This is a genomic window from Aquibacillus kalidii, from assembly GCF_014280935.1.
GTDB lineage: Bacteria > Bacillota > Bacilli > Bacillales > Amphibacillaceae > Aquibacillus_D > Aquibacillus_D kalidii.
In genome coordinates, this window is the sequence record NZ_JACLZI010000013.1 from 59,394 (window position 1) to 74,559 (window position 15,166).

Consider the following 15,166-nt stretch of genomic DNA (forward strand, 5'->3'; position numbering starts at 1 on the left):
TTCCAGTATGAAGAGGGAACATGTCTTTTTGTTATGATAAGGAAATCTGCTTAACTAGTACGTAACTTGTAATGAAGTGGAACATTTATCACAGAAGTGGTGAACTTTGTGGTAATATACAAAAAATATCAAGAATTCTACCAAATCCCCTAATGTACAAGCTATTCCACCCCCCTTAAACCCCGAGAGGTGAACAAGTCATGGTAAGACAGTCCAGAAAGCTAAGCTATAATGGAATGTATCATCTTATGTTAAGAGGCATTAATAGGCAGGTTATCTTTGAGGATGATCAAGATAGAATAAGGTTTTTAGATACATTAAAAAGGTTCAAAGAGGTTAGCGGTAGCCAAATATATGGTTACTGCCTAATGGATAACCATATTCATTTATTGATGAAAGAAATAGAAGAGACCGTTTCGAAAGTTGTTCAAAGGATAAGTAGTAGCTACGTTTATTGGTACAATAACAAGTATGATAGATGTGGCCATTTGTTTCAAGATAGGTTTAAGAGTGAACCTGTAGAAGATCCTCGTTATTTTCTTACCGTGCTACGTTATATTCATCAGAATCCCGTTAAAGCCGGGTTATCATCTAGTGTGTTTGAGTCGAATTGGACTAGCATAGTCGAATACCTGGCTAATCCCCAAATTGTCGATATTGATCTGGCCCTCACACTATTTTCCTCCGATAATGATAAATCATTACAATTCTTTAAGGAATACATGCAACAGTCAAATAATGATATATGTTTAGAAAGTCATAAAAAAGTGGCTATACCGGATGCAGATGTCATCAAGCACATCGAAAAGTTAGGAATTGAAAAGATTAGTACATTGCAACAGTTAAATAAAAAATCGAGAGATGCACTTTTAGCTGAATTGAAAAAACTGGATGGTGTCACGATCAGGCAACTGTCAAGAGTTACAGGCATCTCTAAAAGTGTCATTGACCGTATTGGATAATGGACATGTTTCCTGACGACTGCTACCAGAGTATATCCCCTGTTGATTTAGATATGTTGATTTTTCTTTTGTTATTTTTACAAAAAATTGGAATAAGACAAACTGTTAGGTAAATACCCTTGAAGAGGATATGAAGGGAGGAATATGAAACTAAAAGATTGAGTAGATCGTAACTATTTATAAAAGGGGATTTGATAGGTGAAAAAGCATCGTCACCTGGGTTGTTAGAAGAATTTGTTTAAAATCATCCTAATTACCTAGTGAGCTTACTTAAATAAAACATAGCAATCTAACTAGGAAAATGATCTTAGGGAAAAATAGGTATATACTATCTTTTCGTTTTTAGGAAAATATTGTATATAATCCCGATTTTGTGTTCGGATTGGGTATTTGTAGACTTTAGGATGCTTTAACATTATTTGACAACAAGGTGGAATTAGTAGTAAAAAAAGTGAAGGGGAAATAACTCAAAATAGCTAGCAAATTATCGAAAAATGGTTTATTGTTAAGAAATGTGACGAAAAGAACTACTATTATTCTTTTATTTATCTATGTGGTATTTCGTACTTAATGGGACAAGGGACCTGTCCCCATGTCCCAAAAAAAGGAAGAGGGGATTAGTTTGGAACAGGAACAAAATGTGAAGAAGTCTTCGAGAAAGACGGTGTGGATTGTTGCTTTGGTAGCAGTTGCGATTATTGTTGTTGCGAGTATTTCGGCATCTGCGCTACTGAAGAAGAATCCGAAAGAGGAGTATTTTAGTGCTGAATTAAAGTCTGCTCAGTTTATGACGGATGTAGTAAAAGATCGTTATAGCGATGAATTTGCGTGGGCAGAGGAAGTAAAGAAGAAGCCAAGTGAATCTACTGTTGAGCTTTCTGCTGAATTTAATGACCCAAGTGGATTTGATTCAACGGGTATGCAATCAATCATTAACAGTTCATCTATTACGCTTAAGAACAGTCTTGATCCAGAGAAAAAGGAAATGGCTATGGAATTAAGTGCTAATGTTGCTGAAATGCCGATTGAAGATATTAAATTTTATTTAACGGCAGATAAAATGATGGCGTCATTACCATTCCTTGATAAGTTCTTGCAGGTGAATGAAAGTGACTTAGGGGCTCTTCTATATGAATTAGATCCTATGACTTTTACTGGGGAAGAAGAGTATAAATTCGAAACATTTTTCAATCAAACTGTTCTCAGTGAAGAGGATAAGAAGCATTTTCAAGATACATATCTTAAAATGATTTATGATGAATTGCCTGAAGAAGCTTTTACATCTAAAGATGAGAAAGTAGAAGTAAATGGGGAAGAAGTTAAGGCATCAAAAATCACGCTAAAACTTTCAGAAGAAAAACTAAAGAGTATTATCGAAAAAGTTTTAACGGAGATGGAGAAAGATGAGAAATTAAAAGATTTAATTAAACAACAAGCTTCTCTTGATCCTGTTTCGTATTCTGCTGGTGACTTAACACAAATTCTAGAAGACTTTGAAACTGGAATTGCAGATGTTAAGAAAGAATTAAAAGACTTCCAAATCCCTAATGGTTTAACTTCGACTTTATGGATTAAAGACGAGTTAGTAGTTAAACGTGACTTTTCAATTGAAATGGGACCTTCTGAATCTGAGTTGGCAAAGTTAACTGTAACTGGAACACAGTCATTAACGAAAGAAAAGCAAAGCTTTGATTATGAGCTTGGATTCAAAGATGATGTTGATGAGGGTGTAGTAAACATCACTGGAGATCTTTCTTGGAAAGACAAAAAAGCTGATGATAAAATTACTATTGCTGTGGAAGATATGGAGCTTTCTTATACTGGGACAGAAGAGTTAAAAGACGGTACGAGAGAGTTTGATCGTTCATTTGCAATGAAGGATCCAGCTTCGATGTCTAATTTTGAGTTAAGCTGGGATGGTTCATCAACCTATGAGAAGGATCAGATGAATGGAGAGCATCATTTTGCCCTAGTTGGGGAAGGAATTAGTTCTGACATTTTTCAGTTGAATGTAAATAATGATGCTAAAATAGTTAAAAGTTTAGATATTGATACAGATTCTAAAGAAGTGGTTGACCTAGGGGCTATGAGTGCAGAAGAAATCCAAACATATATGATGGAAGAGGCTATGCCACAATTCCAACAATGGATGATGGGTTTCTATGGCTCTTTAAATAATGCAAACACAGGCTTTTAATGAACGGATGTGTTTAACATGTTAAGTTTAAGCCGAATTATCTTTTTTATAAAACAATATCAGAAACAGCTGCAAAAGAAGTGGAAGTCTCTTCCTCTTCTTTTGCTATTTCCAATACTTATTATCGGTCTATGCTTCTTTGTAATGGTGTCCATGTTTTTTACAAATGATGAAGAAAAACAAGCTATACAGGTAGGATTAGTTGACCATGACCAATCAGATGAGACTACAATGCTAGTAAAAGTAATCGATGATTCTTCTTTACTTGGTTCCTACATACATATTAACCATTATTCAGAGTCTGAAGCATTACGAGCAATTGAGAATGGAAATGCTAGTGGTTATATTACATTTCCAGAAAATTTTACGGATGACCTGTACAATGGACGTTCAGTGGAAATACCGATTGTTGGGAATCCTGATAACCCCGTTGAGAGCTATATCATAAAAGAATTAATTGACAGCATGACTAGATATATTGCGTCAGCACAAGCTAACATCTTGACGATTAATGAATACGCTAAGCAATTACCGATTGAAACAGAGGATAGACAAGAAATGCTGATGCAGCAATTTAATCAGTTCATGTTGTTTACACTATCCAAGGATAAAATAATAGAGCTAGAGGAAATAACCAATCTAACGACATCTTCTCCTTTGCAATATTTCACACTAGCGGGGTGGTTTGTACTTTTCACGGTATGGATCGTCAGCCTTTATATTTTATTGGGAAAAGAAGATAGCATCGCCATGCGGAATCGAATGAAGTTATACGGCATCACTATATTTCAACGTACTATTTCACGTATAACTATCGTTTTATTTTATGGATTAATTTTAGCTATGGTAAGCTTTTATAGTTATATTAAGATTTTTACTATTGAATTTTATTTAGGGGATTACGCACGAATTGGTTTGCTAGTCTTGTTGCATAGTGTCATTTTCTTATTTGGAATAGCTATTTTAGAATTATTAATTAAATCGGAGAAAGCATCAATGCTTGTACAAATTGCCTTTACAGGACTAACGTTACTGTTAAGTGGGGCAATTATTCCTGCACTTTATTTCCCTGAAAAATTGAAATCCTTTCTGCCATATATTTATTCAACGGAATCATTTAATTGGTTAATAGAGGTTGCGATTAAAGGACGGCTGTATGCTGAGTTCCTGTTATTATTTATATTGGCAATTGCTAGTTTCTTTATACTGACTGCCATTGCTATGTGGAAGGAGCGTGCAGCTTGATGATAGCCATCCTTAAAACACGAATCTTACATTGGCGTAAGCAGGGTTTTAGTCTTATTTGTTGGCTGCTTTTACCTCTTTTGGCTACCACCATTTTTATTACAATAGCGGACAAATGGCAAGAAGATACGAAAATACCTGTAGGACTTGTAGTGAAAGATAACTCGATAATGGCTGATACCCTAACCAAGGCAATTGAAGCTACGCCCTTAATACGTGTAGAAAAATGGAGTGAAGATGTAGCACTTGTAAAGTTAGAACAACATGAATTAGATAGTGTCTTTGTCATTGAAGAAGGCTATCAGGAAAGTATAAAAGATAATAGTCGCAACCAGTTACTAACAGCTTATATATCAGATATGTCTCTAGCCTATACCCCAGTGAAAGAAGCAATCGCCTCCTATGCACAACAAGATGCAGGGAGCTCACGTGCAGCACACATTGTTCGGCAAATGATTCAACATTATAATGTGGAAAGAAACTGGACTTGGGATGAAATCGTCATGACAAGTAATCAAATCCGAGAAGATGAGTCGTTACTACATTCAAGCTTCTCTTTTCATAACCAAACAGTCCCTGTACAGGAAGAAAATAGTATTTCTTTATGGAATGTTTGGGGGATATGGTCTTTTTTTAGCTTGTTAACCACCTTCTTTCTATTTGATTGGGTTATAAAAGAAAAGCAGTCATCGATTAGAATCAGGCTATCCTTTTTAAAAATGTCCTTTAAGGATTACTTACTTAGAAACTGGATTGTCTATCTTATTTTATTTATGCTATTTGATTTCCTTAATATAGGTATTCTCGTTCATTACTTTGATCAGTCGATAAATATCCAACAAGTACTAGCGTTGATAAGTTATCGTATTACGATTAGTATGGCGGCTTTCTTATTTGCACAATGTTTTCGAGTGCCGTTTTATTACGTTGTTGTTGTAATCCCAATTACGATTTTGCTTTCCGTAATTGGAGGAGCGTTTATACCGATAGAAGGATTGGTACGCAACATGCCCTGGGTAATACATTTGAGTCCAGTTCACACCTTCCTTGAGGGAAAACTGGTTAGTAGTTGGCTTATCCTACTTCTTGTTGTGCTGTTTATTTGGTATTGGAGAAAGGAGAAGGTCTATGCTTAAAGTAGAGTCCTTATCAAAGAATTATGATTCAAAGCAAGTGTTAGCAGATGTTACTTTTCAAGTAAATCCGGGAGAGGTTGTTGGCTTAGTTGGGGAAAATGGAGCTGGTAAATCTACGTTGTTAAATACGCTAGCTACTTTGATTCCGCTAGAAAAAGGGCACATCGAATTCAATGGACTTCGTTATGAATCAGATCGGCAAAAGCTGAGACAGAAGATTGGATTTATTCCGCAAGATATCGCGGTCTGGGAGGAATTTTCGGTAGAAGAAAATATGGTATTCTTTGAGCAGCTGTCTTGGGTTAGAAAATCGCGTGAACAGCTAAGGCAACTCTGTTTGGATATGAAGCTAGATCGATGGAAGGAGAAGACACAGTCGTTGTCTGGGGGAATGAAGCGTAAGTTGAACATAGCTATCAGTCTCATTCATGATCCTGACATTCTTCTTCTTGATGAACCAACAGTAGGAATTGATTTAAAATCCAGAAAAGAAATTGGTTCCTATCTTCATGATTTAGCGAAAGTGAAAGGGAAAACGATCATTTATACATCTCATGATATGGAAGAGATCATGACCTATTGCGATCGAATCTATGTTATTGGAAATGACCCGTTTTATAAGAACTTACTGCTTGAAAATGGGAAAAAGGTAGAAGTACTTTGAGACATTTGGGATGGTTGTCCTGGTTTTAAAAGTTTCCTAAAGTCAAAAGGTAGAGTCGCGATTTGACTCTACCTTTTTTACTTTAGGCCTTTTCATAACCAATTGTTGATTTTGTTACAATATCTAAAACGTATTCGTCAGTAGCAATGAGAACGCTGATTGTTGTGAATCGTTGCGATTTTTGTATTGAAAGGAACAAACTGATCTAATCACTAAGAGCACTTATCCAAATTAAGAGCTTTATTTTATTTGGCGTAAATCAAAGTCTTTCACGTTGTTCGCCGTTTTTATTCTTCCGCTCCAGGTAAAATAAGTCCACATCCGTAATATTTTTTCAAAAGGACCAATTCTAAAGGTTTTCAAATATAGTAAACTAGTTACCATTTGTGCACTAAAGATCACTATAGTCAGTCCAACTCCCCATAAGACCCCAAGTTTACCGAATAATCCTAATCCAAACCCATAAAAAATCAAGATACAGACGATGGTTTGAAAAAGATAGTTAGTTAGAGAGAGTCTACCGATTGCTTCAAACCCTTTTGCAAGTATGTTATTTTGATTATTTAACAACAAAGAAAATAAAAAGATATAACCAAAGGCAAGAAGTGGTCCGCCTAGCGTATAACCAATACCACTAAGGCCTAGGTCTGGGAATAAATACGGCATCATTTTTAATAAAATACCACTGATAACGAATCCAGTCGCTAACTTTTTCCAACGGTTTTGGTAGTTATCTATATTTAAAAACCACTGTTGTTTAGCAGCGATGATTCCAAATAAGAACATTGGCAACAGCATAATTGGTGAGAGAAGTAGGACAAGCAGAATCGCTCCCCCTGGTAGCATTTCTGTTAATGGGTCTTCATTCATACGGTGAGACATAATTTCACTAAAAGATCCGTTCCTATATATATCTATTGTACTTGTCACATATTCGCTCATTATTTCTTTTTCTTCAGCTGTTGTTGCTACTTCTGCACTACTACCATAGCCTAACAAACCAGATAAAGTTAGCATAACGATTGCCCAGACCAATAGTGTCTTCGCTTTTCTGTTCAAAAATAATAATAACAAGAAACCAGTCAAGCCATAGCTTGTTAAAATGTCTCCTTCCCAAAGGAATGTGCTATGAAGAATACCAATAATAAATAAAAGAAGAAACCGTCTAGCTAAATATCGTTTAACAGGCAATTGTTTATGTTTTAGATTTTCTTGCATTTTAATAATTCCGTAGCCAAATAAGAATGCGAAAATTGGCATGAAGCTCGATTCGATTACTATTTTCAGAACTAAATGGGTGATTTCATCGATCTTTAATAAGGAATAATGACTCATTTCATCCTTCCCATAAATCCCGTATTGAAAAATAAGCATATTTGCAGCGAGAATTCCAAATAAACTGATTCCCCGTAATCTGTCTACAACCGTAATTCGTGTTTTCATCAATGTAAGTTCCCCTTTGCTTCTAAGTCTCACTACTATAATACTATAGCTCTCTTACATAAAATTATATAAAAAGCTTACTGTTTCATTAAAATTGATTAGCAAATGGTAAGGTTTTCGTAAGGTTTCTATGATAGGATAGATTTTGAGGTGGAGATGGTGGAAAATTTAAACATTTTATTGGTCGATGATGAGCAATCAATTATTTTAATGTTAGAGAAAGTACTGAAAAAAGAAGGCTATACAAACATTAAAACGGCCTTCACTGCCAAGGAAGTGATTCAACAAATAGAAAGAAATTCCTTTGATTTTATTGTACTCGATGTGATGCTACCGGATGGTAGTGGATTTGATTTAGGGCCAAAGATTCGGGAGAAAACAAATGCTTATATTTTGTACCTGACAGCTAAAACGACTGATTTTGATGTATTAACAGGTTTTGCTATGGGGGCAGATGATTATGTTACGAAGCCATTTAATCCACTAGAAATTGTCGCAAGAATGAAAGCCGTTCAAAGACGTATTTCACAATCGACTACTTTTAACAGTTCTAAATTAAAATCTCCTATTTATGACTTTGGCTACTTTCAGGTTAACGAAATTACAAAGGAATTAAGAGTGAACGAGAAAACGATAAATTGCCCAGCTCTTGTATATAGGTTACTTATTTTTTTATGTAGGCATCCAAATCGTGTTTTTACAAAGATGGACTTGTTTGAAGCTGTGTGGGGGATCGACAATATTGTGGATGACAACACAATTATGGTACATATCAGACGTTTACGTGAACGGATTGAACCAGATCCTAGTAACCCTAGATATCTAGTCACAGTCAGGGGATTAGGATATAAACTTGTATCGGAACCGAATGTATGAAATCTATTAAACGGAGAATCGCCTTCCATTTTTCCATTCAGTTCATCTTTATGATTTTTTTAGTGACAACCGTTCTATTAGTTGTCTTATTTTTCGTCGTTAAGTTTATTGTCGATCAAGAGGTACATAAAAATTACCCGAATGGGATGCTAGAAGCGATTGCATCAGAAACAATGATTACCGAGAGTGATATGGAAGTTAGAGATGTATGGATTGAGAAATTGTATGAAAAGAGTATGTGGTTACAAATTGTAAACAAAGACGGAGAGGTTATCTATGATATAAATATTCCTCCACACATTCCTGATACCTATTCTATGGAAGAGATTATGAAGATGGAGGATTCTAAAGTGTTGGGGGATTACCAAATTAGTACTTTAGTTGATTCTATGTTTTATGATCAACCTTATTATTATGTTCTTGGTTACCAAGATGAAAAGCAACAGCTATTACTAGATTTAATAGAAAAATATAATGAAAATGGAACGATCAAAGAAGAGGACGAGCCATCAATTGGGCAAAAAATAAAACCGTTTCAAGGGTATTTAGACATTATTAATCATGACGGTCAAGTTATAGATCGAATAGGCGCCAGTTCAGATCCGAAGCAGTATGACGTTTTACAAATAACAGCTCAATTAGCAGAACCAAACAAGTACGGGTCGTCTATTAATGTCAAAAAGTTATCGAATACCACTTGGGTTTTGCATTCAGAGCTAGATGGTAAAGGTGCTAGCTATTCAATTGCCCAACAGGTTATTCTTGTATTAATAAGCATTGGTGCTGTAATTTTACTTTTGTTAATTTTTCTATCGGTTTGGCATGGCATTCGTTACGGACAACCGCTACTTTTATTCATAAGTTGGTTAGAGAGAATGAGAAATGGCCAATATGAACAGGTTTTTACGGATAAAGAGCGAAAGAAACTATTTAACAAGCGTAATGGGGTAAAAAGAAGATACCGACTTTATAAAGAAGTAATTGCCGAATTTTATGATATGGCAGAACAATTAGCGTCGCTTGAGAAGGAGCGAGGTCTACTTGAACAAAAAAGGGAGGAATGGATGGCAGGTATTTCTCATGATTTACGTACCCCGCTTTCTACGATCCAGGGGTATGGACATTTACTGGAGAGCTCTCAATATCAATGGGACGATAAGGAACTACAAGAAATTGGGGAAACCATTCGTAAAAAGAGTGACTACATGCTTGAGTTAATTCAGGATTTTTCTTTAATTTCACAGCTAAAGCAAAAGGAACTACCGGTTGCTTTTTCTGAGCTTAATTTAGTGGAGATAATAGAGGGATGTGTTGATAAATATAAGGAATATAGTAATATTCACCTCTCTCTTCCTGAATATCCTCTATTAGTTTTAGGAAACGCACAGTGGATAGAACGACTGTTAGATAATTTAATTATAAACGCTGTAAAGCACAATTCAGCTAATACTACTATTACTATTTCTGCGACTACTAAAGTCGAGCAGATTGAGGTAAAGATAGCGGATAATGGAATAGGAATGGATGAGAAAACACAACAAAACTTATTCACTCGATATTTTAGAGGAACTAGAAGTGAGGATGTTACTGACGGAAGTGGCCTAGGCATGAGCATTGCAAAAGCAATTGTTCAAGCACACAACGGAACAATCTATGTTGAATCAGAAGTAAATAATGGTACGACAATCAGAGTTAATATCCCTAAAGCCTGAAGATAAAGGAGGATGAGTTTGATAGCTCATCTTCTTTTGTTGTGGATACGGGTGTCCTGGGACAGGGGACCTGACCCCCTGTCCCAAAAATAATATAGTAAGGACACAGATATAGGAGTAATGTACTGTATATATATGGTAAAATAAAAAGAGGAGAATAGTAGTACGAGAAGGTCAACAGTCGTCTGCGTGAAAGCAATTCTAACCAATTTGTGATTAAAAGTACATTTATTTTATTATGATCTATAAGGAGAAGTGCTGATGTTTAGTGATGAAACGGTATTTTGGTATAAAGTTATTCTCATCTTAGGTTTATATTTCATCTTTTCCCTTTTTTTGAACAAAAAGGTAAGAGAATGGTTACGTGTGGAGAAAAAATCTATTTTTTTATTTAACTATGTAAACCAGTTACATAAAAAGGTAGATAGGATAATAAGGATCATCTTTATCATTTGTTTTATCCTTTTTGCCAAAATAATTATCATCGAAGGCCATCCGTTTATATATATAATCACTTTTTTAACTGTATCTGAACTAACTAAGGCCTTCATGGAGTGGAAGTTTGCTACTAATAAAAACGATTATAAATATACTATTTACGAATTAAGCTCGTGGTTGCTGTTTTTAATCGTGTTGTTTGCTGCAAATTACTATCGGTTAATTTAAAAGGTTGCGAGATTCTTAAATAAGTTGAGAATTTTGGTATGTTATTCCTATTTGGGTGGAGATATTATCTATTTTTTATAATATCTCCTATGGTCAATTTTAATAGTAGTAGTTGTTAAAGTTATTCTTGCAAAGCCTATAATGTGTAAATTTATTTCATTTCACATACTGCAAGGCATCTTGATCCGCAATAATCGTTACATTTGGGTGACTATCTAGAATTGATGCAGGTAGACTAGGATCGGGTTTCTTTTCAAGTAGGTCGAAAAGGGCCTTGGACTTGGATTTGCCAGAAACCAACAGTAAAATCTCCTTACTATCCATTATAGTACCTAAACCCATGGTAATTGCTTGTGTGGGTACCTCTGATAGTGCTTCAAAAAATCTTGCGTTTGATCGCCTAGTTTCCTCTGTTAGGTTAACAATGTGTGTCCTGGAATTTACAGTTGTTCCGGGTTCGTTAAAGCCGATATGACCATTACTACCTATACCCAACAATTGAAGGTCAATCCCTTCATGTGCTTTTATCCTACTTTCATATAACCGACACTCTTCTTCTAAGTCAACTGCTAAACCGTTAGGAATATGGATTTGTTCGCTTGTAATGGGGAGGTGTTTAAATAATTTCTGTTCCATAAAGTAGTGATAGCTATTTGGATCAGTTGGCTTAATTCCGACATACTCATCTAAATTAAAAGTTGTTACATGCGAGTAAGAAGTTTTATTATGTTGATAATCCTCAATGATTAGCTGATAGGTGCCAATCGGCGTGCTGCCCGTTGCCAACCCAAGTGTCAGTTTTTCTGCTTGCTTTACTTTTTCTAAAATAAAATCAGCTGCTAATTGACTTAACTGCTGATAGTCATTGGCAGAAACAAGTCTCAAGTTATTCCGCTCCTTTATTAAATGCTAGTTTTCCTCTGCAATAAGTCATGATAATATCATTATTCTCATTCAATATAACAATATCCGCATCTTTCCCATTTTCGATACTTCCTTTCCGATCAAAAATGTTTAATTGTTTTGCCGGGTTTACCGAAGACATTAAAATCGCTTCCTTGATCGAGCAGTTGGAAAATGAAAGGATGTTTTTAAATGCTTGCCCCATTGTCAATACACTTCCTGCTAATGTACCATCGTCTAGTACTACTTTTCCTGATTCAACTGTTACACGTTGGCCTCCAAGCTCATAAGTCCCATCCCTTAGACACTTTGCACGTATGGCATCAGTTATTAAAATAAGACGATCTGCAGTTTTTTGCTGAAAAGCTAGCTGAACGGCATTAGGATGAACATGTATGCCATCTGTAATGATTTCAGCTATTAAGTCATCTCTTAGCAGTGCCGCACCGACAACGCCTGGTTCACGATGGTGAAATTCTCTCATTTGATTAAAAAGGTGTGTAACTTGTGATAAACCAGCAGCAACTGCCTGATCAACTTGTTCTAATGTCGCATCTGAGTGTCCGACTGAGGAGATAATGTTTTGTTGTTTTAAATAGCGAATAAATTCCATTGCATTTGGTTGTTCTGGAGCTAACGTAACTATTTTAATATGGTTGTTTGATAGAACCTGCCATTTTTTGAATAATGCTAGATCGGGGTTAGTAATGAATTGTGTTGGTTGTGCTCCTGCTCGAATTTTATTAATGAAAGGACCTTCTAAATGGATCCCAATGATTTCTGACTGACCAATTTGCTGTTTGGTTTCTATAAAATTATTTACATTTTCAAGTGCCTTATCTATTGCTTGCTGGTTCTGTGTAATAGTTGTAGCTAGAAAGCCTGTCGTACCTTCTTTTGGTAGGGTGGTGGCCATTATTTGTAAGCTCTCGGTTGTCGCATCCATAACATCAGCACCACCTGCACCGTGTATGTGAATATCGATCATACCGGGGATTGCTTTATACGAAGATGGAAGTTCAATAGTTTGATAATCACCTGTCCCAGAAAGATAAGACATATCATTAACGTCGGTAATCTTGCCATTTTCAAATTTGATATAGCCACTCGGAATGACCCGTTGTTCTGTATGGATTTGTATATTAGTGAGGATAGTTTTATTTTTAACCATTTTTGCACACCACCCATTTTATTTATAGCAATAGCATAGCACTAATATAAGGCAAGAGAAAAGAATCGATCTATAGGTGTTGCTTTTTTAGCTATTTATTATTTAGAGTAGTAGAGAAAAATTATAATCAGGGGGAATATATTTCCGTGTAGTAATTATGGACTTAGTTAAAAAATGAATAGATAAAGAAACCTTCTATTAAAACGTATAAAACCTACATGACCTGGGGGGATCGGGTGGACGTGTAACTATAAAAGCACGGGCGCCATTACAGTTATGAACAAGATTTTATTGGCCTGTGTAAGTCTATCAATTCTAATAGTTCACCTAAAATATATTCGATCACGTCCACCCATTTACTAAAGAGAAGAAATAACCTATCCAATCCCTGTGAAACAATCTTGTGAAACAAGAAAATTCGGGTGGTGACAGGCACCCCCTATGGTCGTTTGTCTAATTCGTATTGGATTGCTCTTTTTAATAGGGCGAATTCTAGGCTTTGTGTGAAGTTGTTTGTAACAGAGTTTCGTGATAGGGAATTAAGCATTTGCTTAAGTGTTTCAGTTTCCATGGTTTTTATAGCCATACATAATCCTCCAAAATCTATATTCTTGAATCTGTACCCGTTAGTCTTATCTATTAAACTAGTTTTTCGAAAGTTTTGTTGAAAAATGTATTTTTTTATTTATAGAAACCCCCCAGATCCCACTCTTAATTCATATGTAGCTTCTGTACTTTTTACCCTTCCCAGAGACAATCAGCTTACCTCTTTTATTTAGCATGTTTATTGGACATACTATAGAATCTAGTTCTAAAAAAGGCCTTAACAAAGAAGGAGGCTGATCATGTTCTTTCAAAATAAAGCTAAGACTGAAGATTGGTTAATGGAACAGTTAGGCTCTTCAAGCGATATTATTTGTCGAAATATAAAATCCGCCAATCAAAAAGCAACCATTATTTATATAAACAGCCTGTGTGACGAAGTTAACCTTCATAAAGAGGTTTTAAAGCCTTTTTATGAGGCAAGCCCACAGGAATTTACAAACTATATAAAATCTTTACCCAATGCAAAAACTGTAAAACAAAAAGAGGACATATTAACCGCGATTCTACAAGGTGGAGCTGCTATTTCGCTAAATGGTGAAATGTTAATCGTTGAGTTTGAAAAAGTGGTGAATAACAACGTTGGGGAAGCGACGGTTGAGACAGTGATACAAGGTCCACAAAATGCATTAACCGAGGATATCACGACTAATTTAAATCAGATTCGCCATCGTTATCCACAAGCTTCCTTACGAATTAAATCAAAGAAAATTGGTAGACAATCGCAAACGAAGACAATGATATTATACGATGAAAAATTAGCATCACCAGACTTAATCGAAGGGATTGAGAAATCGTTAGCAAACGTTGATATTGCTGTATTATCAGCTGCGGGACAACTTCACAAACAATTAACAACTCAGAAGCGAACGCTATTTCCTACGATGATGATTACAGAACGACCAGATCGGATTGCGTATAATCTTGCGGAAGGAAAAGCAGTAATTGTTATAGATGGGACTCCATTTGTTTTGATTACACCATCTGTTTTTTATGATTTTATGTCCTCCATGGAGGATGTCTATCAATCCTTTTGGATTAGCCGTTTTATCGTGTTGTTACGATATATGGGACTCGCTATCAGTTTACTTTTACCAGCCTTTTACATTGGGGTCACGGCTTATAACCCAGAATTTTTTAGAGTTCAATTAGCACTAGGAATTGCTGGAAGTCGTGCAGGAGTTCCTTATCCAGCCTTTCTGGAGGTTCTGTTTATGTTATTAATGATGGAGCTATTGACAGAAGCCAGTGTGCGGCTACCTAAATCGATTGGTTCTACAGCGACAACAGTCGGAGGGCTTATCTTAGGACAAGCTGCAGTGGAGGCAGGTTTAGTATCAAATGTCATGATCATCATTGTAGCAGCAGTGGCGATCTCAAATTTTGTTATACCAATAAACGCTATGTCCTTTGCCATGCGTGTTGCTAAATATATTTTGCTAATCTTAACTATATTTTTTGGAATGGTTGGATTGGTGATGGGAGTAATTGGATTAGTTGCCTATTTGGCTAATCTTTCAAGTAGTGGGCAGCCATATCTGAAGTTGTTTTTTATTCGGTCGAAAGATTCAAAGTAAAGGAGGAGCAA

General features: G+C 35.7%; 13 protein-coding genes. 9 read left to right on the forward strand and 4 right to left on the reverse strand.

Going from position 1 to position 15,166, the window contains the following annotated elements; translation table 11 throughout:
• Nucleotides 1-200 precede the first annotated feature (200 nt).
• From H7K77_RS02145 to H7K77_RS02165, 5 genes are all read left to right on the forward strand, one after another.
• Nucleotides 201-962 carry a transposase gene (locus tag H7K77_RS02145; RefSeq protein WP_186576067.1) on the forward strand — a complete coding sequence of 254 codons (762 nt, stop codon included), beginning with the start codon at nt 201-203 and terminating at the stop codon, nt 960-962.
• A 592-nt stretch (nt 963-1,554) separates the two neighbouring features.
• Nucleotides 1,555-3,159: a DUF6583 family protein gene (locus tag H7K77_RS02150; RefSeq protein WP_186576068.1), complete on the forward strand. Its 1,605-nt coding sequence runs from the start codon at nt 1,555-1,557 to the stop codon at nt 3,157-3,159.
• A gap of 18 nt (nt 3,160-3,177) precedes the next feature.
• Nucleotides 3,178-4,404, forward strand: a complete 1,227-nt coding sequence (locus H7K77_RS02155) for an ABC transporter permease (protein ID WP_186576069.1) — start codon at nt 3,178-3,180, stop codon at nt 4,402-4,404.
• Nucleotides 4,404-5,540 carry an ABC transporter permease gene (locus H7K77_RS02160; protein WP_235988811.1) on the forward strand — a complete coding sequence of 379 codons (1,137 nt, stop codon included), beginning with the start codon at nt 4,404-4,406 and terminating at the stop codon, nt 5,538-5,540. Before H7K77_RS02155 ends, H7K77_RS02160 begins: the two co-directional genes overlap by 1 nt.
• Complete coding sequence (locus H7K77_RS02165; protein WP_186576071.1) at nt 5,533-6,204, forward strand: ABC transporter ATP-binding protein; 672 nt, start codon at nt 5,533-5,535, stop codon at nt 6,202-6,204. The genes H7K77_RS02160 and H7K77_RS02165 overlap by 8 nt, the downstream gene beginning before the upstream one ends.
• Nucleotides 6,205-6,444: 240 nt before the next feature.
• Here the strand turns inward: H7K77_RS02165 and H7K77_RS02170 are convergent, their stop codons facing one another.
• A complete protein-coding gene (locus tag H7K77_RS02170; RefSeq protein ID WP_186576124.1) occupies nt 6,445-7,647 on the reverse strand; it encodes a DUF418 domain-containing protein in 1,203 nt (400 codons plus the stop codon).
• Nucleotides 7,648-7,806: 159 nt separating this feature from the next.
• Here H7K77_RS02170 and H7K77_RS02175 point away from each other — a divergent pair, with 159 nt between their 5' ends.
• The 3 genes from H7K77_RS02175 (at nt 7,807) to H7K77_RS02185 (ending at nt 10,901) form a co-directional block, all read left to right on the forward strand.
• Nucleotides 7,807-8,523 carry a response regulator transcription factor gene (locus H7K77_RS02175; protein ID WP_186576072.1) on the forward strand — a complete coding sequence of 239 codons (717 nt, stop codon included), beginning with the start codon at nt 7,807-7,809 and terminating at the stop codon, nt 8,521-8,523.
• Nucleotides 8,520-10,235, forward strand: a complete 1,716-nt coding sequence (locus H7K77_RS02180; RefSeq protein ID WP_186576073.1) for a sensor histidine kinase — start codon at nt 8,520-8,522, stop codon at nt 10,233-10,235. Before H7K77_RS02175 ends, H7K77_RS02180 begins: the two co-directional genes overlap by 4 nt.
• 261 nt (nt 10,236-10,496) lie before the next feature.
• Nucleotides 10,497-10,901: a DUF4181 domain-containing protein gene (locus H7K77_RS02185; RefSeq protein ID WP_186576074.1), complete on the forward strand. Its 405-nt coding sequence runs from the start codon at nt 10,497-10,499 to the stop codon at nt 10,899-10,901.
• A gap of 156 nt (nt 10,902-11,057) precedes the next feature.
• On the opposite strand, the gene nagB is transcribed toward H7K77_RS02185, so the two are convergent.
• The 3 genes from nagB to H7K77_RS02200 form a co-directional block, all read right to left on the reverse strand.
• A complete protein-coding gene (gene nagB, locus H7K77_RS02190) occupies nt 11,058-11,786 on the reverse strand; it encodes a glucosamine-6-phosphate deaminase (protein ID WP_186576075.1) in 729 nt (242 codons plus the stop codon).
• Between the two features lies 1 nt (nt 11,787).
• The gene (gene nagA / locus H7K77_RS02195; protein ID WP_186576076.1) at nt 11,788-12,975 is read right to left on the reverse strand and encodes an N-acetylglucosamine-6-phosphate deacetylase; all 1,188 of its coding nucleotides are present in this window, start codon (nt 12,973-12,975) and stop codon (nt 11,788-11,790) included.
• A gap of 439 nt (nt 12,976-13,414) precedes the next feature.
• Nucleotides 13,415-13,561: a hypothetical protein gene (locus tag H7K77_RS02200; protein WP_186576077.1), complete on the reverse strand. Its 147-nt coding sequence runs from the start codon at nt 13,559-13,561 to the stop codon at nt 13,415-13,417.
• 259 nt (nt 13,562-13,820) lie between these two features.
• On the opposite strand from H7K77_RS02200, the gene H7K77_RS02205 reads away from it, so the two are divergent.
• Entirely contained in the window at nt 13,821-15,155 is a 1,335-nt protein-coding gene (locus tag H7K77_RS02205; RefSeq protein WP_186576078.1) for a spore germination protein, read from the forward strand.
• The last annotated feature ends 11 nt before the right edge of the window (nt 15,156-15,166 follow it).